Here is a 21833-nt window from a genome sequence, read left to right as displayed (position 1 = left end):
TTAACACAGCAAAGGCCATAATTAATTGTCTTTATCAGTGCTGTAAATATAAGTATAGAAACTATAGATAAATAGATGTGGTCAGAAGGGAAATTATGGATAAATGACAAATGTTACTGTTAAAAGTCTTTTGTAATAATCCAATTCTGTCGATTAAAATTGTGTATTTGAAAATCAACCTCAAATATCTCGGAGAGTATATTGGCTCTCATCACTTTATCGGTACTCCCTTGAGCAAGCACATTCCCACCCGCCATTAACCACACCTGGTCAGCTTGTTGCAAGGTGTGGTTAAGGTCATGAGCACTGATGATTGCACTGCGGCCAGCAGAGCAAAACTCACGCAATAAACTATCCAATGCCACTTTTTGTGCGACATCAAGACCAGTGTATGGCTCATCGAGTAGCAGCAATTTACTGTCAGGATTAATATCTGGCCAAACTTGCAAAAAAACAGCGGCCAAACGAACTCGTTGCCACTCACCACCGGAAAGTTGTGACAACATGCGGGGTAGCTTATCAGTTAAGCGTAATCTCTCACAGAGATAGCCAATGGTAGTGGCAATGGCGTCCAAGGAAGCCCCTGCGGGTTGATAAAGCGAAAGGTATTGGAAAACCGGCATCATGGTCAGAGCCGATTGTTGTTGACATAAATAGGCCCGCAGACGTGCTAAATCAGGCCCCGAATAGAGGGATAATGCCTTCCCCGCAAGTGAGATGTCCCCACCAGAGGGCAATAGACCCGCCAGAGAGGCCAATAAGGTGCTTTTCCCCGCTCCATTCGGGCCGATTAAGTGTGTTTGCAATCCAGCTGCGACCTGTGTAGAAAAAGGGGCAAGACGGTTATCTACACTGACATTGCTGAGTTGCAATAACATCAAAATAAATCTTTCATCCGTAAATTAGTGAGCAGCCAATGCGCGTGTAATAGCATTGACCAAAATCGGGTCTTCTGGCGTCATATCGGGTGCAAATCTTTCAAGAACCGTACCATCTCGGCCAATCAAGAATTTTTCAAAGTTCCACAGAATGTCGCCGGCCTGTTTTGGCTCACGACCTTTACTTGCTAAGCGCTGATAGAACTCACTACCTTCAGGTTTTACTGCCGCAGGTTTGGCCGCGATTAGATGTTGGTATAAAGGGTGCCGTTGTGGGCCATTGACTTCTATTTTACTGAACATCGGGAAATCGACACCAAAAGTTCCACGACAAAATGCCTGAATTTCCGCATCGCTGCCAGGCTCCTGCCCCGCAAACTCATTGCTTGGAAAGCCCAATACTTCAAAACCCTGTTGCTGATATGTTTTGTATAGATTCTCCAAACCTTCATACTGCTTGGTTAAACCACATTGGGAAGCCACATTGACCACCAGCAAAACCGATCCTTTATACTTTTCCAGGTTAACGGATTGGCTTTCAATCGTTTTTACTGGGATGGAATAAATTGAATGACTCATCAGGGGTACCCTTATTTCAGCAATGATAAACAGATGAACCTACAGGAACATAAGTCAGTGTAACGCAAATCACTTTACACTTTTAACACGTGTCAGCAACCAGATAAATAGGGGCGCGCCTAAGGTGGCAGTCACCACACCTATAGGCAATTCTGCAGAGAATAAGGCAATACGCGCGACAATATCAGCTAATAACAATATCCCCCCTCCGGCTAATGCGCATCCTGCCAATAACCGGCGCTGATCGGTTAACCCCGTCAGTCGTAAAATATGCGGGATAACCAGCCCAATGAAGCTTATTACCCCGGCCAGCGCAACACTAACCCCCACTAATAGACCAATAGCAAGTACCAATAAGTTTCGCCATAGGTGGAGTGAAACACCTAATTGCTGAGCTTGTTGCTCACCTAGTGACATAAAATTAAGTACATGCCCTTGGCAACAGAGCCAAAGGACGATAGGTAGCAGTGACAGCACCAGCCCCTGATGTCGCCAGTCAATACCACTAAACCCGCCCATCATCCAATACATTAATTGGCGTAGGTCGAGGCTGGTACTGAAATAAACAGCCCAAGTCATAATTGCGCTACAAACTATACCTAAAGCCACCCCAACCAGTAATAAACGGGCATTGGTTAATAAGCGTCGACGGGCGAATCCCAGCAAAAGCATCGTCATCAATAACGCTCCTACGATTGCACAAGCACTTAAAAACCAAATGGGGAGCAATCCATGCCCGAGTAACACGGCCATCACTAGTGCAACGCCCGCGCCATTTGCTACGCCGAGCAAACCTGGTTCGGCTAATGGATTTTCAAACAACGCCTGCATGACAGCCCCAGATACGGCAAGGCTTGCCCCTACCATCAATACCGCCAATGCTCGAGGTAAGCGCAGCTGCCAAACAAAAAGTCGCCCAGTTTCACTGAACCATTGAGTGGGCCAAAGCCAAATATCACCGGCACATAGACTGATAAACAACGCCAACAATAATATGACAACCAATCCTTTGAGATAACGGTTATCACGTTGTTGCTGCCGCTGTTGCAATGCGGTAAATAAGTGACTGGTTTGCATGACATCCTCGGCCAGGGTCTCAGGATTTACCTGAAGATATCTGATGTTCGTTGTTAGCCACAGATAGTAGGGTGTTAGGAGGACAAGGGGAAGTTTTGTATGAAAAATATGATTTTTAACGCTAGCGTTATCCACTGACTATCGTGACAACGCAAGCGTTATTGATTATTTATTACCCACGGTAACCATTATTTTTCGGTGGGTAGATCTGCTGACCGCCATGACCACCATTATTATTTTGGCCACCTTGATTATTTTGACCTCCGGGTTTGCCACTGCTACCCGGACCATTATTATTTCCTTGTTGGCCATGTCCGTTATTTTCATTATGTTGTGGCTGATTACCATGAGGGCCACCGTCATTATGCCCCTGCTCTCGGAATGGATTATGACCGTCTTGAGCTGGTGGATGCTGCCAACGACCGCCATCCCAATAATAACCACGCTCATTGCGATCGCCAATATGAGCACCACGGTGCTCATGCCACCATTGTGGTGGACGCCAGTCGTAGCCATCCCAGTAATAGCCACGCTTATCTTGATCACCTAAATGTAAACTGACGCCGGGTACATTGATGTCAAGAGACACATCTGCCTGCACGATCTGCGGCATTAATGACAAGACGCCCAGTAATAGCAGAGTTTTTTTCATATCAATCCGAATATATTATTTAACAGTTGCTAAATTTATATCAGTGAAAACAGCACCCATCTATCAGATATTTTCCCATTTTCCATTTCATTGCATATTGTTTACGCAATTCATACAATGCCTTACCCATATATTTTCCTACTATTACTAACACCTCTTAACATACAACTGACAGTTACTCATTTCATATTGCACTATAATTTCCCCTCTTGTTTTAACTCTATAATAAGAGTGTGAGATTAATATAATGAGACGTACCACATTGATTCTGAGTGTACTGTTATTAAGCTCTGTATTATCGGCTTGTTGCATCGTTCCACCGCCTGGTGGTGGCCACAAGGATGGTGGTCCTCACATGCATTACAACAACTACTCACAGTTCTAAACCCTATTAGTCCAATAAATGTAAATCAACTTTCAATAAGAAAAATCCAAGCTTTATCATTGGAAGTTGATTATTTACCCAAGACCTTCTTAAATAAATTTCCATAAGCAATTCGCTCAATATTTTATCCTATTTCAATTAATAGTGGTCATGATTATTTTGACTGGCCCAGCTATATGGCGACATTCCCCCTCTTAAAACACCTGATGTCCCTCTTCAGGCGTTTTTGATGCTCAACGGTTTTCAATCAGCCTGCCGCGTGTGTGTTTTTATTTCACTCAAGACCTCTTCTAATGGATTGCTAGCCTATTAATCATTACAATCAGTTAAGTGTTAAAACCACTGAGCTGAAGTTAGCATATTAAAAACGAAATGAAATCAGTACGACTTGTGAGTCCAGCCTTGCTGAAACCTCTCAGTAAGTTCACGGTACTGATTATGATTATCTTTGAAATTTAGAAGGATTACACATTATGTCAAACATGGTTTTTTGCCGCGGGTGTGGTAAGGAAATACATGAATCAGCAAAAGCTTGCCCAAGTTGCGGCGCAACTCAAAAAGTCACTGGTGAGAGAAATCGTGTGGTTGCGGCTCTTCTGGCGTTTTTTCTTGGTGGATTTGGCGCGCACAAATTTTATCTAGGTAAGATTGGACAGGGATTCTTATATCTCATTTTTTGCTGGACATTCATTCCATCAATTATCGCCTTCATTGAATTTATTATTTATCTTTGCAATTCAGATGAAGAATTTGCCCGAAAATACGGTTAACAGAAAGTGGGTAATGAGATCGGGCACCCTCCTCAATGTGAGGTTTTATTTCTTATCTGGATCAATGACATTCATTATTAGTACATAGCAAAAAAGCAACAAAAGCTTAAGCTGCGGGCAGTAGTGAACAAGAACACAATAAAACCATTTTAATTCAACGTGTTACAGATAAGAAAAAGGCCGCTTGCGCGGCCTTTTGTTTCGGAAAGAATTCACTCTTTTGGAGTGGCACTCTCTACCCGGCTTTTTAGCTTTTGTCCTGGACGGAAAGTCACCACACGGCGCGCCGTAATAGGAATGTCCTCACCCGTCTTCGGATTACGGCCCGGACGTTGGTTCTTGTCTCGCAGATCAAAATTGCCAAAGCCAGACAGTTTGACCTGTTCGCCATTCTCAAGAGCACGACGAACCTCTTCAAAGAATAACTCAACTAGATCTTTTGCATCTCTTTTGCTAAGCCCAAGCTTTTCAAATAGATGTTCTGACATTTCAGCTTTAGTAAGCGCCATAGGTTCAATCCCTCAAGGATGCTTGGAATCGCTGTTTTAACGCCTCTACACATCTTGCGACGGTCGCGGCGATCTCCTCTTCTTCCAGTGTACGGGCGGTATCCTGCAACACCAGACTAATAGCCAGACTCTTATAACCTTCTGCTACGCCCTTGCCACGGTACACATCAAACAAGTTTACGCCAACTACCTGATTTGCGCCAACTTTCTTACACTCCGCCAAAATATCTTCTGCGGGAACGTTTTCAGCCACCACAACAGCAATATCACGACGGTTTGCCGGGAAGCGCGAAATTTCGCTCGCTTGAGGCACGGCGCGGTCTGCAAGCTTGTTCCACTGCACTTCAAACACCACAGTGCGACCATTTAGGTCCAGCTTACGTTCCAGTTCCGGATGAACTACACCAATGAAACCAATGTGTTCGCCTGATAAATAAATTGCAGCACTCTGTCCAGGATGCAGTGCAGGATGAGCTTCTGCACGGAACTGAACATCAGATAATTTACCGGTAAGTTCCAGAATTGCTTCTAAATCGCCCTTCAAATCATAGAAGTCGATTGGCTGGCGCGCCAGATCCCAATGTTCATCATAACGGTGACCAGTAATGACCGCAGCCAGCATGACATCCTGTCTAACGCCTAAATCTGCTTTACTATCAGGCACAAAGCGCAAGCCACTTTCAAATAAACGTAAGCGAGATTGTTGGCGATTCTGGTTATAAACCACTGCCGACAGTAAACCCGTCAATAATGACAACCGCATGGCAGACATCTCAACAGAGATTGGGCTTGGCAGGATGAGTGCGTCTTGTTGTGGATGCAGCAATGCCTGTACTTTAGGGTCAACAAAACTGTAAGTAATTGCTTCTTGATAACCGCGATCGACTAAAGCCGTTTTAACGCGCTTGAGTGACAAGTTTGCTTCGCGGTGTTTGGTCATCACCAAATCGGCCTTAACAGGCACGTTTGGAATATTGTCATAGCCGTAAATACGCGCAACTTCTTCTACTAAATCCTCTTCGATTTTTATATCGAAACGCCAGCTTGGTGCAACAGCGACCCAATCAGAATTTTGCTCTGTGACCTGGCAACCGAGACGGCGTAGAATGTTGCTAACCTCATCAGAAGGCACAGAATGACCAATCAGACGGTCCAGTTTCTCACGACGCAATGTGATTGTGGCGCGTTTTGGTAGATTCTCCGCAGAAGTGACATCAATAACTGGGCCGGCTTCACCGCCGCAGATATCAAGCAACAGGCGCGTCGCACGTTCAATCGCTTTATATTGCAGTTCAGGATCAACCCCTCGCTCGTAGCGATGGGAGGCATCGGTGTGCAAACCATAACGACGTGCGCGGCCAGTAATTGACAGTGGGTTGAAGAAAGCAGATTCCAACAGCACGTTACGTGTTTCTTCATTAACCCCTGAATGCTCGCCGCCAAAAATACCCGCCATCGCCAACGGCTTTTGCTGATCAGCAATAACCAGAGTATCTGCACTCAATTTAACTTTCGTGCCATCTAGCAGGGTGAGATCTTCGCCTTCAGTCGCCTGGCGAACAATAATCCCGCCGTCTATGCGGTCTAAGTCAAACGCATGCATCGGTTGACCCAACTCCAATAAGACGAAGTTAGTAATATCGACAACGGGATCGATGGAACGAATACCGCAACGGCGCAGTTTCTCACGCATCCACAATGGGGTGGCGGCCTTAACATTAATCCCCTTCACCACGCGGCCCAGATAACGCGAACAAGCTTGTGGGGCATCAACGCGAATCGGAAGACTGTCCTTGAGAGACGATGCTACCGGGTTGATTTCTGGCTCAGTGAGTGGCAGCTTATTTAACACTGCCACATCACGTGCGACACCGATAATACCCAGGCAATCAGCACGGTTTGGTGTGACACTGATTTCGATGGTTTTGTCGTCTAACTTCAGATAATTACGCAGGTTAGCACCAATCGGCGCATCAGCGGGCAGTTCAATAATACCGTCGTGGTTTTCGGAAATACCCAGTTCGGAGAAAGAGCACAACATGCCCTCAGATGGCTCGCCACGTAATTTAGCCGCTTTAATCTTAAAATCACCCGGCAATACAGCGCCCACAGTTGCAACCGCAACTTTCAAGCCCTGACGGCAGTTTGGCGCACCACAAACGATATCTAACAGGCGATCACCGCCAACGTTGACTTTTGTCACACGTAATTTATCGGCATTTGGATGCTGGCCGCACTCCACCACTTCGCCCACCAACACACCATTAAACTCACCGGCTACCGCTTCTACGCCATCAACTTCCAAACCGGCCATGGTAATTTGATGGGCTAAATCATCACTGCTAATGGCTGGGTTTACCCATTCGCGTAACCAAAGTTCACTGAATTTCATGAGATATTCCCGCCTTACTTAAACTGTTTGAGGAAACGCAGATCGTTTTCGAAGAATGCACGCAGATCGGTGACACCGTAACGCAGCATAGTTAAACGCTCCATTCCCATACCGAATGCAAAACCTGAATAAACCTCAGGATCAATGCCTACGTTGCTCAATACATTTGGGTGCACCATACCGCAACCCAGCACTTCCAACCACTTACCATTCTTGCCCATCACATCAACTTCAGCAGACGGCTCGGTAAACGGGAAATAAGACGGGCGGAAGCGGATTTGCAGATCTTCTTCGAAGAAATTACGCAGGAAATCGTGCAAGGTCCCTTTCAAATTGGTAAAGCTGATATCTTTGTCAACAATCAGCCCTTCCATTTGATGGAACATCGGTGTGTGGGTTTGGTCGTAATCATTACGATAAACGCGCCCCGGCACGATAATTCGAATGGGTGGCTGCTGGGTTTTCATGGTGCGAATCTGCACACCTGATGTCTGGGTACGCAACAGTCGGGTGGCATCAAACCAGAACGTATCATGGTCAGCACGAGCGGGGTGATGAGCCGGAATATTCAATGCATCGAAGTTATGGTAGTCATCTTCGATTTCTGGACCGGATTCTACTGAAAAACCCAATTCGCCGAAGAAAGTTTCAATGCGATCAATAGTACGAGTGACCGGATGCAACCCACCATTTTCCATGCGACGCCCCGGTAAAGAGACATCAATGGTTTCGGCTGCCAATCGGGCATTCAGAACATCTGATTCCAGCTTTTCCTTGCGAGCATTAAGTGCTTCCTGGACTTCTTGTTTGGCCTGATTAATGACAGCGCCTGCTGCCGGGCGTTCTTCAGCTGGCAGTTCACGCAGCGATGTCATTTGAAGGGTCAAATGGCCTTTTTTGCCTAGATATTCGACGCGCACCAAATCCAACGCGGCAACATCCTGGGCATCTTCTACGGCTGCTTTAGCTTTGGCAACCAGCTCTGCGAGATGTGGCATTGTTTTCTCTTCCTCTGGCCGATATGGCCCGCTTATAGTTATATCCGTCATACTTCAAGCCGCATGTGCGTTGGCTGCTTTCGTTCACCCCAGTCACTTACTTGAGTAAGCTCCAGGGGATTCGCTCAATTGCCGCCTTCCCGCAACTCGAATTATTTAGGATACCTGTAATTAGTTAAAATCCGATAAATAAAATAAATTTTTCATACAAAATCAATAAGGTACCACATCCGCGACACCCTTACTCTAGTCATCATAAATGCTGTAAAGCAAAAACAAAAAAGCCTCCACGATGGGAGGCTTAGGCGCTATTTTTCGTTTCTATTCTTACGCGCAAGCCTCCTGAAATCAGGCGCTAAAGTAAAAAAAGAAGCGAAAAGTAACTGCATGCATCATAACGATGACCTTTCTACTAATAAACTAAAGATTAAAAGAGGGAGACAAGCTCCCTCTTCAATTCTGACTTACGCCAGAGCTGCTTTCGCTTTTTCGACCAGTGCAGAGAATGCCACTTTGTCAAATACTGCGATGTCAGCCAAGATCTTACGGTCAATTTCAATAGAAGCCTTTTTCAGACCATTAATGAATTTGCTGTAAGACATATCATTCTGACGAGCTGCTGCGTTGATACGTGCAATCCACAATTGGCGGAATTGACGCTTCCGTTGACGGCGGTCACGGTAGGCGTATTGGCCTGCCTTGATCACTGCCTGGAAAGCAACACGATAAACGCGCGAACGGGCACCATAGTAACCTTTCGCTTGCTTTAAGATTTTTTTGTGACGTGCACGAGCTACCACACCACGTTTTACGCGAGCCATTTACTTCTCCTATCGTCTTAATTCAAACCAAAATTACTTATGCGTATGGCAGACATGCTACGACCAAACCTAGATCGTTCTTAGATACCATGCCTTTTGGACGTAAATGACGTTTACGCTTAGTAGCTTTTTTGGTCAAAATATGACGCAGGTTGGCATGCTTACGCTTAAAACCACCGGCACCGGTTTTTTTGAAGCGCTTAGCGGCGCCGCGTACTGTCTTAATTTTTGGCATTGAATATATCCACTTCGCATTGTTAATTACAACGAGCTAGCTAGGCGAATAGACCTTCTACTTTGCAAGCAAAGAGAGGCCTATTACTTGAATGCCTTACTGTCTCTTCTTAGGTGCGAGCACCATGATCATCTGACGACCTTCGATACGAGTCGGGAAAGACTCCACTACAGCCAAATCAGAATCCTCAGTCAGATCTTTTTTGACACGGTTAAGAACTTCCATGCCGATCTGTTGGTGCGCCATCTCACGTCCACGGAATCGCAGAGTGATTTTGGCTTTATCGCCATCTTCCAGAAAGCGAATCAGGTTGCGTAGTTTGACCTGATAGTCGCCATCATCGGTACCAGGACGGAATTTGATTTCCTTGACCTGAATGACTTTTTGCTTCTTCTTCTGTTCTTTTGTCGACTTGCTCTTCTCATAGAGGAATTTGCCGTAATCCATAATTCGGCAAACCGGCGGTTCGGCATTCGGACTGATTTCTACTAAATCAACACCAGCTTCCTCAGCTTTTTCAAGAGCTTCATTCAGACTGACAATGCCAATCTGCTCACCATCGACGCCTGTTAAGCGAACTTCTGTGGCGCGAATCTCTTTGTTGATGCGATTAGGACGCGCCGGTTGAACTCGTTTTCCGCCTTTAATACTTTATTCCTCCAGTTGATGAAGACTACGGCTGCGAATTTCTGCTAGCAGCTGGTCTACGACCACGTTGACATCCAAGCTTCCTAAGTCTTTACCGCGGCGGGTACGAACGGCAATCTTGCCTGATTCGACCTCTTTATCGCCACAGACCAACATATATGGAACCCGACGCAACGTATGTTCACGAATTTTAAAGCCAATCTTCTCATTTCTCAAGTCCGCTTTTGCCCTAATTCCTGCATCTTGCAGTTTTTTGGTCACTTGTTGGACATAATCAGACTGACTATCGGTGATATTCATCACCACGACTTGTACCGGAGCTAACCAAGTTGGGAAGAACCCTGCATATTCTTCGGTGAGAATACCGATGAAGCGCTCCATTGACCCCAAAATAGCCCGGTGAATCATTACTGGCACCTGGCGATCGTTGTTTTCGCCGATGTAAGACGCACTTAAGCGGCCCGGTAATGAGAAATCGAGCTGTACGGTACCACACTGCCACGCACGATCCAAACAATCATGCAAGGTAAATTCAATTTTCGGACCGTAGAAGGCACCTTCACCCGGCTGATAATCAAATGGAATGCCATTTTCAGTCAGCGCAGCGGCTAAATCGTCTTCAGCACGAGTCCATAGATCATCACTACCGATACGTTTTTCAGGACGAGTGGACAGCTTAACCACAATCTTCTCGAAGCCAAAGGTGCTGTACATATCGTACACCATCTTGATGCAGCTGTTCACTTCATCGCGAACCTGCTCTTCAGTACAGAAGATATGCGCATCATCCTGAGTAAAGCCACGCACGCGCATTAAGCCGTGCAGCGCGCCTGATGGCTCATTACGATGGCAGCTACCGAACTCAGCCATACGCAGTGGCAGGTCACGGTATGACTTCAACCCCTGGTTGAAGATCTGTACATGCCCTGGGCAGTTCATTGGCTTGATGCAGTACTCGCGGTTTTCCGACGACGTGGTAAACATATGCTCAGCATAGTTTTCCCAATGCCCGGTTTTTTCCCACAGTACACGGTCCATCATGAATGGCCCTTTAACTTCTTGATACTGGTACTCTTTGAGCTTCATGCGCACAAAAGTTTCCAGCTCACGGAAGATAGTCCAGCCATCATTATGCCAGAACACCATACCGGGCGCTTCTTCCTGCATGTGGTAAAGGTCCAGTTGCTTACCAATCTTACGATGGTCGCGTTTGGCCGCTTCTTCCAGACGTTGCAGATAAGCATTCAGTTGCTTCTTATCACTCCAAGCCGTGCCGTAAATACGTTGCAGCATTTTATTTTTGCTGTCGCCACGCCAATAAGCCCCAGATGTTTTCTGCAATTTAAAGTGATGGCAGAAACGCATATTAGGCACGTGTGGGCCACGGCACATATCAACGTATTCTTCATGGTGATATAAACCAGGATGATCGTCGCGGCTGATATTCTCATCAAGAATAGCCACTTTATAATCTTCACCACGAGCAGCAAAGGTGTCACGGGCTTCTTGCCAACTGACCTTTTTCTTGATGACGTCATAATCTTTATCGGCAAGCTCATGCATCCGCTTTTCCAGCAGATCCAGATCTTCCTGCGTCAGAGTGCGGTCGATATCAACATCGTAATAGAAACCGTTGTCAATAACTGGGCCAATCGCCATTTTGGTGTCTGGCCAAAGTTGCTTGATAGCGTGTCCCAATAAATGAGCACAAGAATGGCGCAGAATCTCCAGACCTTCAGCATCTTTCGCGGTGATGATAGCCAATTGCGCATCAGATTCGATAAGATCACTGGCATCAACCAGTTCGCCATTGACTCGGCCAGCAATACAGGCTTTTGCCAGACCGGGGCCGATGTCTAAAGCAACATCAAGGACAGAAACGGCGTGATCATATTGGCGCTGACTGCCGTCAGGAAGGGTAATAACAGGCATTCTAATTCCTTATCTACAGTGGTGACCCACACGACAGATCACATGCAAGACGTAATTATTGTTTAACTTCAAAAAGTTGCGACATCAATTTAACCCACGTTTGTTATATTGGTACGCAACTGTGTACACAGTTTACTTTGTGACCCAGATCATGTCATAAAGTGGAGTCATATTATCATCACTTAAAGCAATGACAATAATACCTGGCGAATAATCTATTAATGCTGCAACCAAACAGTGATAATGATCGTCGACAAAGTTATCATACTTAAACTGCTCTACGATCAGCATAATATCAACACCGTATAACTGAGGGTCAACTATTGCAGCGACAACCTGTTACATCCTCCAGAATTTTGTCGATTGGTTATGATCCTGAAAATCGCATGCTGGAGATACAGTTCCGTGAACAAGGGATTTATCAGTATCTAGGTGTCCCGGAGCGTGTTCATCAGAATTTTATGTCTGTGGTTTCGAAAGGTCGTTTTTTTGATGGCGTAATAAAAGGCAAATTTTTGTGCCGGAAAATTGGCTAGATAGAAAATAATCAAATAAAAACATATCATTGCACCACGCTGAAACGGTTGCTTCTATGACTAGCATTGGTAAAGAAGTCTACCGTTTCAGGAAGTTAATCGCTCATCCCCGAAAATTCTTATGCCATAAAATGGCGCCATAAATAAGAAATTGGCACGACAAACAATAATGCCGGTAGAAAATTCACCACTGCAAATATTTTAATTTGCGCAATTCGTAATCCTACTGCGATCATAATAATCCCACCACAGGCAGAAAAATCGGCAAAGGCGATATCATCCATATAGGGCATAATTAGTTTTGCCAGGAAAACCAATGCGATTTGAATGAGCAATTGAGGAATGGCAATTGCCACCAGTGCAATACCTAGTGAAATGGAAAATATCAGCGCAGTGAAAAAGTCCATCAGAGCTTTGACGAATAGCAGCTGAAAATCGCCGGTAATACCTTCCGTTAGAGAACCCACAACTCCCAATCCACTGGCACAAAACAAGACAATCATGGCGCTAAAACTTTGCGCAAACTCCTGGGGTGGCAAGGTACTGCGAGAAGGAATGATACGTTCTAACAACATGCGAGTTTTATTGGCCCCCCACTTAACCCCCTGTTCCAGTGATAGTAATTCCCCCACCGCCGTCCCAATAATCAATGCCAAAATGACAGCAGGCATAAAGTGCACTTTTACCACCATCACAATACCAATAGATATGGATGCCAGGGCAAAGGTTGCCGGTAATCCCTCTTGTAACCGTTTGGGGATATGGCGGGCGAGTAAGACGCCGACGATACCACCCAGGATTATCCCCGCACTGTTAATAAACGGGCCAACCATAGCATGCTCCCAATCGCTAAAATGCGTTCTGATGAGTTAAAATGTGTCTGTTTTAGAATTAGGTATTTCCGGTAATAACTAAAGACAAACGATTGAATCGCCTGAGCAATTTTTTGAAATGTTACGTTTGGCGAAGGGAACCGATTTTATCACACATACAGCAGGCGTCCGTTGTGTAAAGGTGTTTATTCTCACCAACAATGATTTACATTATGATCTATTGCTTTTGAGTAGTACTGGGTGTATTGCTATTTCTACAGGAAGTGCCCATAATAAATTTCCGTTTCCGTGTAGCAATGGTTACTGGAACGCCGCCCCGATTGTTTACGCAATCGGGGCGTTTTATTTTTAGCACCTAGCGCCTCAATACCGAAAACAACACTCTTTCGCAGTAAACTCCTATTACATCATACAGCTACGGATTATCACCTCTAAATACTGAACAATAAAATAGATTCCATCCGTTTTTCTTCCGTATTTTGTTGCCTATGATTTGCTCACTGGTCGCTAAGAGGGAGAAATAGGATGAAACAGATTGATGACGTTCTGTCAGGTCTCGAACTTTACTTTCGCCAAACTGATCAACAGTGCACAGAGAAGACACCTTGGTTTACACGTTGGTTATATATTCCAGTAGAGGAAAGGATGCAGATATTGGATGACTTGCTGATGCCATATCCCGCCACCGTGCAAAAAAAGAAATAAGCTGTGTATTGGGGGATTTAAGAACAGGAAACAAAGCAGATAATGGCCGAGATACACTCACTATCATGAGTGTGTTTTGGCCAGATCTATCGCAGCTTGAATTGCCGAACGCGCTTGTGGACTATTTTTCCAACAGGTAGACCCCACCATAGCTGCAGCACTGCTAACAATTTCATTCATATCGGCCTGGCCCAATTGAGCCAGCGAAGTAAAACCAAGTTGTTCCAGTCGCGTAACAACTGTCGGCCCTACCCCCTTGACGGCCAACAGCGCGCTACGTTCATTATCAGTAAAACCCATGCCAGCCTCCGGTTGATATCAGTAGACAGTCCAAAAAAGACGCATTATTTAAAGTAAAACCATGCAGTCGTAATCAACCCATCATTGACTTCAAAAACAGCCATGCTCTCTATAGGTTCATCACTTAACCCATGAATTCTTTCCAAATCGAACACCTTGTTACCCAGCACACTGCGTGAAATCAATTCAGCTCTTAAAGCCGGAATATTAAAACGCTGGGTTCGATAGAAGTCGGTCAGTTGCTGTTTCCCCACCAAAGAGGGTGTGGTAGACGGCATTCGATATGCAATAAAAGAATCACTAAAATTTGCTACAAATGCAGTTAAATCATGTTGATTGTAAGCATAAAATTGTTTTTCTACCGGCAATAGCGGATTTGACATAAATCACTCAAATGAATTTAAATTCATAAAAAATGAAAATAAATTCATTTTATCGTATTGTCAAACAAAACCCTCAGATGACCGCGATCAAAGCCGCTTCCGGGCCGCATTTTCCGCACTGAAAAACCACAGCTCTGGCAAACGGTGAGGATAAAAGCGAATTTCGTAAGTATCCTTGAGTGGCGCCAAACGCCAGCGCGGGCGGGCTTCACGTTTAGGTTTTAAAAAGCGTAAACGGCCTCTGGCTCGTGCGGCTTGGGTATCTAACACCCAGGCAACAGAAGCCGATAATGGCTGACGAATAAATTCATCTTCGACGCTGATATCACAAATGCACAAATCCCTATTCCTTGCAAAAATTGATACTGGCATGATTATTCTGAATCTGCGGCATTGAGCCAACTGTTGCCCGCCAGAGATTTGATCTGCATCACAAACCCTCTTTGTCGCCCATCAGTTGTAGTACCCGTGTCGTGGTATTAACACCAATAACTTGGCGAAACAAAAGCGATATAGCCTTTTACCTAATGTATCGCGTAGAGTGGCAAGGTAAGTAATAATGACGTATGCGGGTATATGTGCCCGATATACGGCTAATTACCTGATATGTTGTATTTTCATCGGGTAGGTTTGATGTCATTTTCGGAGCAAGATTGATGCAGAGTATTCTCGAATTATTTAAAGCCATTGGCCTGGGCTTAGTGCTCCTATTGCCATTGGCAAACCCATTAACGACAGTGGCTCTATTACTTGGCTTATCCGGCAATATGACCAGCGAAGAGCGGAATCATCAGTCGAAGATGGCGTCAATCTACGTCTTCTTTATTATGACGATTGCATTTTACGCCGGTCAGGTGGTGATGAATACCTTTGGTATTTCTATTCCAGGCTTGCGTATCGCCGGCGGTCTGATTGTGGCATTTATTGGTTTCCGTATGCTTTTCCCACAGCAATCAGCGGAAGACACTCAGTTAGAAGCAAAATCACAGGACTTAAAGCAGCGTAAATCAATCAATATTGCCTTTGTACCTTTAGCCATGCCCAGTACTGCCGGGCCAGGTACCATCGCCATGATAATCAGTTCCGCCGCCTCGATAAAAGGTCATGACATGTTCAGCCCATGGGTTGTCACTGTGGCTCCAGTACTGATTTTCCTCAGCGTTTCGCTGATCTTATGGGGTTCATTGCTCAGTTCAGGCGCAATTATGCGTTGGGTCGGGAAGAGTGGTATTGAGGCAATTTCACGGCTGATGGGTTTCTTGTTGGTGTGCATGGGCGTGCAATTTATTATTAATGGCGTACTGGATATTATTGCCAATTACCACCCGGTTGTTGCCTAGTGCGATAACAGCTTAAAGGAAACGCTAGCCGATGTTGATACTGATACTGATACGACATCGGTTAGCGTTTTAATATTACTCTGACATCGCCCGGTAAGCGGTATCGACTTTCCACAAATAACGTGGCGCTTGTGCGGCCGGATGTTTCTTCTGTATATGCTGATAAAATTCGTTCGGGCTAAGACTATTTATTTTATTCACTGCCAGGCGTTTATCTGAAGAAAACGTCCGCAGCATCGCCCCCGCACCATTGGCATAAGAAACGATAGTTGCATAGCGCAATGTTTGCGGATCACTAATTCCCGCTAACTGCTGATTCTGCAAAATATTGATATAAGCCGTCCCAATATCAATATTCTTCACCGGATCTTTTAATTCACCAGAACTTGGTTGACCATTGCGCCCTTTCATACGGTACGCATCACGACCCGCAGTAGAGGCTTTAATTTGCATCAGCCCTACGGCATTTGAAGTGCTCACTACATCAGGATTATAACCAGACTCCACTTGGATAATGGCTTTAATCAAAGTTTCATCGACACCATAATGGCTGGCTGCTTGTTTAATTACATCGCTATACGCAACTGTACTTGAACCTGCGCTGCTTTTCGGTGCATTAAGGAAACCACCTTCAGGTGCTTTTTTCAGCCACCCGTTATTTGCTTGCGGTGGAGGGGTTTGTTTCGCACACCCCGCCAGCAATAAAATTGCCATTAGGCAACCGACTTTTGGATTCACAGTATTCCCCGTGCTGATAAGCCGTTTGGTAGCATATACAAGTTGTCACCTCGTCCAAATAGATTTTTTGGCCTAGTTTGACCATTATCAACATAATGATCAGGCTATATTCGGTAACTATCGGTAAGTTTTAGTTTATTGTATGGCAAGGCTTGACTTCATCGCAAATGATATTGATAATCATTTTCATTTAAAGAAAGGGAACATCGCCATGTTTATTAAGCAAAAAATACCCTACCTGCACTCCATTAGCGGCTTTACACCTCGTTTTTTACATAACATAACCTTGTTTACAGTCGTTGCAATTTTATTGCTGTTGAACACTTCTGCATGGGCAGAAAATCAGCCAAACGATTCAGATAAAAAATTCAAAATTGTGACAACATTCACAATTATTCAGGATATCGCGCAAAATGTCGCCGGTGATGCTGCCATTGTTGAATCAATCACTAAACCCGGTGCTGAAATTCATGACTATCAGCCGACCCCGCGCGACATCGTGAAAGCACAGTCAGCAGACCTGATTTTATGGAATGGCATGAATCTGGAGCGCTGGTTTGAGCGTTTCTTTGAGAATATTAAAGATGTTCCTTCGGCGGTGGTAACTGATGGCATCACGCCACTCCCCATTCGTGAAGGGCCTTATAAAGGCATCCCTAACCCTCATGCCTGGATGTCACCGTCAAACGCATTGATCTATATTGAAAATATTCGCAAAGCACTGGTCGAGCACGATCCTGCTCATGCCGAGACTTACAATCGCAATGCCAAAGCCTACGCAGAAAAAATTGCGGCGTTAGATGCCCCGCTGCGCGAGCGTTTATCCCGAATTCCACAAGAACAGCGCTGGCTAGTCACCAGTGAGGGCGCTTTTAGCTATCTGGCCAAAGATTATGGCTTCAAAGAGGTTTATTTATGGCCAATCAATGCTGAAGAGCAAGGCTCACCGCAGCAGGTGCGTCGTGTCATTGATACCATGCGCGCCAATAAAATCCCGGTAATATTTAGTGAAAGCACTATTTCTGATAAACCCGCCAGGCAGGTCAGCAAAGAAACCGGTGCGCAATACGGTGGGGTGTTATATGTTGATTCTTTATCGAATGAGAAAGGACCCGTTCCTACTTATATCGATTTGATTAACACCACAGTACAAACTATCGCGAAAGGATTTGGTCAATGAACACTGCTGTTTTTGTCCGCCCGGAGTTGATAGTAGATAAAGTCACTGTCACCTATAACAATGGGCATACTGCCATTTACGACGCCAGTTTCTCACTAATGGGTGGGACTATCTGCGCACTGGTCGGCGTCAACGGGAGCGGTAAATCTACCCTGTTTAAAAGCATTATGGGGCAAGTGAAGCCCAGTGTGGGCAAAGTAGAGCTGAGCAATAAGCCGATTAGTCATGCATTAAAGCAAAATACTATTGCCTACGTTCCGCAGACGGAAGATGTAGACTGGAATTTTCCGGTATTAGTTGAAGACGTCGTCATGATGGGCCGCTACGGGAAAATGAATTTCTTGCGCATTCCGAGTCGCGAAGATAAAGCCATTGTCGATAAGGCCATTGAGCGGGTCGGATTAACTGCATTGCGTTCACGCCAGATAGGTGAACTGTCTGGCGGGCAGAAAAAACGCGTGTTTCTGGCGCGAGCACTGGCCCAGCAAGGTACTGTATTACTGCTAGATGAGCCGTTCACCGGTGTAGATGTCAAAACGGAAAATGCCATCATAGATTTGTTGCGAGCATTGCGTGATGAAGGTCACCTGATTTTGGTTTCGACCCACAACCTCGGCAGCGTGCCAGAGTTTTGTGATCATGTGATTCTGATTAATCAAACGGTACTGGCCGCAGGCCCAACAGAAACTACCTTTACTCAAAAGAACCTGGAAATGACCTTTGGTGGCGTACTGCGCCATATCAACCTGTCGGGGAACACGCTGCACGACGATAATGACCCACGCACCGTGACTGTCATCACCGATGACGAGCGGCCAGCGGTATTTTATGGCCATACCAAAAATGATCCACCGGCACAAAGCCAGTCGAAGGAGAGCAATCCCTGATGCTGGAAATCTTACTGCAACCCTTTAACTACAATTACATGGTCAAGGCCATTTGGGTCAGCGCGATTGTTGGTGCCGTCTGCGCTTTCTTATCCGCTTATTTGATGCTGAAAGGCTGGTCGCTGATGGGGGATGCGCTCTCTCACTCCGTGGTACCCGGCGTCGCTGGCGCGTATGCTCTCGGCCTGCCCTATGCAGCAGGGGCATTCTTTACCGGTATGCTCGCCGCATTGGCAATGACCTTAGTGCGCCACATCACTCGCCTGCGTGAAGATGCCATTATCGGTTTTATCTTTTCCACTTTCTTTGCCGTTGGGCTGCTCATTGTTTCGCTCAATCCCACCTCGGTCAATGTGCAGTCGATCATTTTTGGCAATATTTTGGGCATCGCCGATGAAGATGTGCTGCAAGTCGAAATCATTATTTTGATCTCTTTTGTGATTTTGTGTCTGATTTGGAAAGATTTACTGGCGGTGTTTTTCGATGAAAGTCATGCCATGTCAATTGGCTTGTCACCACTGCGCTTAAAGATTTTATTTTTCACCTTATTAAGTGCTTGTACAGTGGCGGCGTTGCAAACTGTCGGGGCGATTTTGGTGATTGCTATGGTCGTGACACCAGGTGCCACCGCCTACTTGCTGACAGACCGTTTCAGCCGTTTGCTGGTGATAGCGATTGCTATCGGCGCATTTACCAGCGCCTTTGGTGCCTATCTCAGTTTCTATCTTGATGGCGCAACCGGTGGAGTTATCGTCACCTTACAAACCGTGGTGTTCCTACTGGCCTTTTTCTTCGCCCCCAAACACGGTTTACTGGCGACGCGCTATCAATCGCGTCAGAAGCGCCGCCACCCTGCGGCCTCTCACCCGGAGGATAATGCATGAACACATTCTTCAGTCTGGTGAGCGAACCTTTCGCCTATCCTTTTATGCAACGGGCGATAATCGCCGCGATTATCACCGGTGTGGTGTGCGCGGTGTTATCTTGCTACCTGGTATTAAAAGGTTGGTCATTAATGGGAGATGCCATCTCTCACGCCGTGTTACCGGGCATAGTGTTGGCCTTTTGGCTCGGTATCCCATTGGTTATCGGTGCTTTTGTCTCGGGGATCTTTTGTGCGGTCGCCACGGGCTACTTAAAAGAAAACAGTCGGGTTAAAGAAGATACCGTGATGGGGATTGTCTTCTCTGGCATGTTCGCTTTCGGCCTGGTGCTATTTTCTCGCATGGATACCGATCAGCACCTGAGCCATATTTTGTTCGGTAATATGCTGGGTATTTCGCTAGCAGAACTGAAGCAAACCCTGTGGATCGCCGGCTTCACACTGTTAGTTGTGCTATTAAAACGTAAAGACTTCATGCTGTACTGTTTTGATCCAAACCATGCCCGCGTCATTGGGCTACCGGTTAAGTTATTGCACTATGGTTTACTCTGTTTGCTGGCATTAACTATCGTGGCTTCATTACAAGCGGTGGGGGTTATTTTAGTTATCGCCATGTTGATAGCCCCCGGCATTATCGCCTTTATGGTTTGTCGCAGTTTTGATCAAATGTTAGTTGTGGCGACTGTCGTTTCGGTGGTCGCGTGCGTATTAGGCACTTTAATAAGCTTCCATATTGATGGCGCGACAGGGCCCTGTATTGTCATTATTCAGGCACTGTTCTTTGTTATTGCGCTTATTTACAACCTCATCAAACCGACCAAAGGCCATCCAATAGCCTTAAAGGCCAAAGATGAGAGCGTTGAAAACGCGCCAAAAGGTAACCTGCTATAATAAATTGAGCTTTACGCTATATCCTAAATAATTGGCTCAATCCGCCTGTTATTTGATCCGACATGGGTATCCTCTGTGCATAGGCCCTTGTTCTATGCACTATAAAAAAGCTAACCTAATATTCTGTATTCAGGGCATTGGATTACAGGTAAGCAGCAAGCGAACGACTCTTCCATCACTCAAGATGAAGGGCAAATACCCAAAATAATTCAAGTTACAGGAAGGCGGCAACTGAGTGAGTCCCCAAGAGGTGACATAAGTCAGTGACTGGGGTAAGCGAAGGCAGCCAACGCACATGTAGCTTGAAGTATGCCGGGTATAACTGGCAGCTGATAGGGGGTACGTCATGTGGCAAGCAGTGAATCGTCTGTTAAGTGAATATCTTGGGCCGGCTGAAATTCGGGAAAGAACCGAACTTCCCGGTGGAGATATTCATCAAGCCTGGCGCCTCAGTTATGGCGAAACTGAGGTTTTTGTCAAATGTGATACCCGTGAAATGCTGCCGATATTTACCGCCGAGGCAGACCAACTCTCTTTATTGTCGCGCAGTAAAACGGTTCGGGTGCCAGAAGTTTATGGTGTCGGCAGTGATCGTGAATACAGTTTCTTGCTACTCGAATATCTTCCGCTTAAACCATTAGATGCTCACAGTGCCTATTGTTTGGGGCAACAATTAGCCCATTTACATCAATGGAGTGAACAACTTCAATTTGGGCTGGATTTTGATAATGATTTAGCCACCACGCCACAACCTAATAGTTGGCAACGCCGCTGGGCGCAATTTTTCGCGGAACAGCGTATCGGCTGGCAATTACAATTGGCCGCCGAGAAAGGCATGTTATTTGGCGATATTGATCATATAACCCAACTAGTGCAAGAGCGTTTACAGAGCCACCAGCCGCAGCCTTCGTTATTACATGGTGATTTATGGCCAGCGAACTGTGCCGCCAGCATCAATGGCCCGGTTATTTTTGATCCCGCCTGCTATTGGGGTGACCGCGAGTGTGACCTTGCCATGTTGCCGCTCTACCCTACACTTCCGGCACAGATTTATGATGGTTATCAGAGTATCTGGCCGCTTCCTACCAGCTTTATTGAACGCCAGCCTATTTATCAACTTTATTACCTGCTGAACCGCAGTAACTTATTCGGTGGCCAACATTGGATTAATGCGCAGAAAGCTGTAGAGCAACTGCTGCATCCCGAAAAATTTTAGTCTGCCCGTTGTCCGTCAATAGCACCCTGTGAATTGAATACTCAACTCACAGGGTGCTTTTTTAT

Annotated in this window: 26 protein-coding genes and 1 other annotated feature; of the genes, 9 read left to right on the top strand and 17 right to left on the bottom strand. The window is 45.7% G+C overall.

Annotation, left to right across the window (positions count from 1 at the left end; genetic code table 11):
• Positions 1-119 precede the first annotated feature (119 nt).
• The 4 genes from btuD to QSV56_RS10975 all read right to left on the bottom strand — a co-directional run bounded on the left by btuD (position 120) and on the right by QSV56_RS10975 (position 3186).
• Positions 120-878, bottom strand: coding sequence for a vitamin B12 ABC transporter ATP-binding protein BtuD (btuD, locus tag QSV56_RS10990; RefSeq protein WP_301212332.1), 759 nt, complete (start codon positions 876-878; stop codon positions 120-122).
• Between the two features lie 24 nt (positions 879-902).
• Positions 903-1457, bottom strand: a complete 555-nt coding sequence (locus tag QSV56_RS10985) for a glutathione peroxidase (protein ID WP_046050984.1) — start codon at positions 1455-1457, stop codon at positions 903-905.
• A 69-nt stretch (positions 1458-1526) separates the two neighbouring features.
• Positions 1527-2534, bottom strand: a complete 1008-nt coding sequence (gene btuC, locus QSV56_RS10980) for a vitamin B12 ABC transporter permease BtuC (RefSeq protein ID WP_301212330.1) — start codon at positions 2532-2534, stop codon at positions 1527-1529.
• Positions 2535-2706: 172 nt separating this feature from the next.
• Positions 2707-3186 (bottom strand): DUF2502 domain-containing protein, encoded by a 480-nt coding sequence (locus tag QSV56_RS10975; RefSeq protein ID WP_046050985.1) that lies wholly within the window; start codon positions 3184-3186, stop codon positions 2707-2709.
• A gap of 858 nt (positions 3187-4044) precedes the next feature.
• On the opposite strand from QSV56_RS10975, the gene QSV56_RS10970 reads away from it, so the two are divergent.
• A complete protein-coding gene (locus tag QSV56_RS10970) occupies positions 4045-4341 on the top strand; it encodes a TM2 domain-containing protein (RefSeq protein ID WP_032908420.1) in 297 nt (98 codons plus the stop codon).
• Positions 4342-4553: 212 nt separating this feature from the next.
• Here the strand turns inward: QSV56_RS10970 and ihfA are convergent, their stop codons facing one another.
• From ihfA to thrS, 8 genes are all read right to left on the bottom strand, one after another.
• Positions 4554-4850, bottom strand: coding sequence for an integration host factor subunit alpha (gene ihfA / locus QSV56_RS10965; protein WP_002211830.1), 297 nt, complete (start codon positions 4848-4850; stop codon positions 4554-4556).
• Positions 4851-4854: 4 nt separating this feature from the next.
• The gene (gene pheT / locus QSV56_RS10960; protein ID WP_301212326.1) at positions 4855-7242 is read right to left on the bottom strand and encodes a phenylalanine--tRNA ligase subunit beta; all 2388 of its coding nucleotides are present in this window, start codon (positions 7240-7242) and stop codon (positions 4855-4857) included.
• A gap of 14 nt (positions 7243-7256) precedes the next feature.
• Entirely contained in the window at positions 7257-8240 is a 984-nt protein-coding gene (gene pheS / locus QSV56_RS10955) for a phenylalanine--tRNA ligase subunit alpha (protein WP_019083037.1), read from the bottom strand.
• Positions 8241-8514: 274 nt separating this feature from the next.
• Positions 8515-8637: a sequence feature (Phe leader region), on the bottom strand.
• Complete coding sequence (pheM, locus tag QSV56_RS21960; RefSeq protein ID WP_223300610.1) at positions 8589-8633, bottom strand: pheST operon leader peptide PheM; 45 nt, start codon at positions 8631-8633, stop codon at positions 8589-8591. (Overlaps the previous feature by 45 nt.)
• A 67-nt stretch (positions 8638-8704) precedes the next feature.
• Positions 8705-9061, bottom strand: a complete 357-nt coding sequence (gene rplT / locus QSV56_RS10950) for a 50S ribosomal protein L20 (protein WP_004393357.1) — start codon at positions 9059-9061, stop codon at positions 8705-8707.
• A 37-nt stretch (positions 9062-9098) separates the two neighbouring features.
• Positions 9099-9296 (bottom strand): 50S ribosomal protein L35, encoded by a 198-nt coding sequence (gene rpmI, locus QSV56_RS10945; protein WP_004713020.1) that lies wholly within the window; start codon positions 9294-9296, stop codon positions 9099-9101.
• A 96-nt stretch (positions 9297-9392) separates the two neighbouring features.
• Positions 9393-9944, bottom strand: a complete 552-nt coding sequence (infC, locus tag QSV56_RS10940; RefSeq protein ID WP_011816226.1) for a translation initiation factor IF-3 — start codon at positions 9942-9944, stop codon at positions 9393-9395.
• A 3-nt stretch (positions 9945-9947) separates the two neighbouring features.
• Positions 9948-11876: a threonine--tRNA ligase gene (thrS, locus tag QSV56_RS10935; protein WP_005170086.1), complete on the bottom strand. Its 1929-nt coding sequence runs from the start codon at positions 11874-11876 to the stop codon at positions 9948-9950.
• A 323-nt stretch (positions 11877-12199) separates the two neighbouring features.
• Here thrS and QSV56_RS10930 point away from each other — a divergent pair, with 323 nt between their 5' ends.
• A complete protein-coding gene (locus QSV56_RS10930; protein WP_005161573.1) occupies positions 12200-12412 on the top strand; it encodes a KTSC domain-containing protein in 213 nt (70 codons plus the stop codon).
• A 119-nt stretch (positions 12413-12531) separates the two neighbouring features.
• On the opposite strand, the gene QSV56_RS10925 is transcribed toward QSV56_RS10930, so the two are convergent.
• Entirely contained in the window at positions 12532-13245 is a 714-nt protein-coding gene (locus tag QSV56_RS10925) for a DUF554 domain-containing protein (protein ID WP_019079290.1), read from the bottom strand.
• A 525-nt stretch (positions 13246-13770) separates the two neighbouring features.
• Between QSV56_RS10925 and QSV56_RS10920 the strand changes: the two genes are divergently transcribed.
• Positions 13771-13950, top strand: coding sequence for a hypothetical protein (locus QSV56_RS10920; protein WP_046050989.1), 180 nt, complete (start codon positions 13771-13773; stop codon positions 13948-13950).
• 63 nt (positions 13951-14013) lie between these two features.
• Here QSV56_RS10920 and QSV56_RS10915 read toward each other — a convergent pair whose 3' ends face one another.
• The 3 genes from QSV56_RS10915 to QSV56_RS10905 form a co-directional block, all read right to left on the bottom strand.
• Complete coding sequence (locus QSV56_RS10915) at positions 14014-14250, bottom strand: Pathogenicity locus (RefSeq protein WP_019079288.1); 237 nt, start codon at positions 14248-14250, stop codon at positions 14014-14016.
• A 44-nt stretch (positions 14251-14294) separates the two neighbouring features.
• A complete protein-coding gene (locus QSV56_RS10910) occupies positions 14295-14633 on the bottom strand; it encodes a nuclear transport factor 2 family protein (RefSeq protein WP_046050991.1) in 339 nt (112 codons plus the stop codon).
• 87 nt (positions 14634-14720) lie between these two features.
• On the bottom strand, positions 14721-14972 hold the full coding sequence (locus tag QSV56_RS10905) for a hypothetical protein (RefSeq protein ID WP_005161584.1): 252 nt from the start codon (positions 14970-14972) through the stop codon (positions 14721-14723).
• A gap of 317 nt (positions 14973-15289) precedes the next feature.
• On the opposite strand from QSV56_RS10905, the gene QSV56_RS10900 reads away from it, so the two are divergent.
• Complete coding sequence (locus QSV56_RS10900; protein ID WP_019083034.1) at positions 15290-15973, top strand: MarC family NAAT transporter; 684 nt, start codon at positions 15290-15292, stop codon at positions 15971-15973.
• Positions 15974-16048: 75 nt separating this feature from the next.
• On the opposite strand, the gene QSV56_RS10895 is transcribed toward QSV56_RS10900, so the two are convergent.
• On the bottom strand, positions 16049-16711 hold the full coding sequence (locus QSV56_RS10895; RefSeq protein ID WP_011816222.1) for a transglycosylase SLT domain-containing protein: 663 nt from the start codon (positions 16709-16711) through the stop codon (positions 16049-16051).
• 211 nt (positions 16712-16922) lie between these two features.
• Between QSV56_RS10895 and yfeA the strand changes: the two genes are divergently transcribed.
• From yfeA to QSV56_RS10870, 5 genes are all read left to right on the top strand, one after another.
• The gene (gene yfeA, locus QSV56_RS10890) at positions 16923-17891 is read left to right on the top strand and encodes an iron/manganese ABC transporter substrate-binding protein YfeA (protein WP_019079285.1); all 969 of its coding nucleotides are present in this window, start codon (positions 16923-16925) and stop codon (positions 17889-17891) included.
• Positions 17888-18778 (top strand): iron/manganese ABC transporter ATP-binding protein YfeB, encoded by an 891-nt coding sequence (gene yfeB / locus QSV56_RS10885; protein WP_050876510.1) that lies wholly within the window; start codon positions 17888-17890, stop codon positions 18776-18778. The genes yfeA and yfeB overlap by 4 nt, the downstream gene beginning before the upstream one ends.
• Positions 18778-19662, top strand: coding sequence for an iron/manganese ABC transporter permease subunit YfeC (gene yfeC / locus QSV56_RS10880; protein ID WP_005170114.1), 885 nt, complete (start codon positions 18778-18780; stop codon positions 19660-19662). Before yfeB ends, yfeC begins: the two co-directional genes overlap by 1 nt.
• Positions 19659-20552, top strand: coding sequence for an iron/manganese ABC transporter permease subunit YfeD (gene yfeD, locus QSV56_RS10875; protein ID WP_019079284.1), 894 nt, complete (start codon positions 19659-19661; stop codon positions 20550-20552). The genes yfeC and yfeD overlap by 4 nt, the downstream gene beginning before the upstream one ends.
• Positions 20553-20898: 346 nt before the next feature.
• The gene (locus QSV56_RS10870) at positions 20899-21768 is read left to right on the top strand and encodes a fructosamine kinase family protein (RefSeq protein ID WP_046695046.1); all 870 of its coding nucleotides are present in this window, start codon (positions 20899-20901) and stop codon (positions 21766-21768) included.
• The last annotated feature ends 65 nt before the right edge of the window (positions 21769-21833 follow it).

This window comes from Yersinia sp. 22-579 (genome assembly GCF_030433455.1).
GTDB classification, from domain to species: Bacteria; Pseudomonadota; Gammaproteobacteria; order Enterobacterales; family Enterobacteriaceae; genus Yersinia; species Yersinia enterocolitica.
The sequence above is the reverse complement of the archived record's forward strand: the minus strand, read 5'-3'. Positions and strand labels throughout refer to the sequence as shown.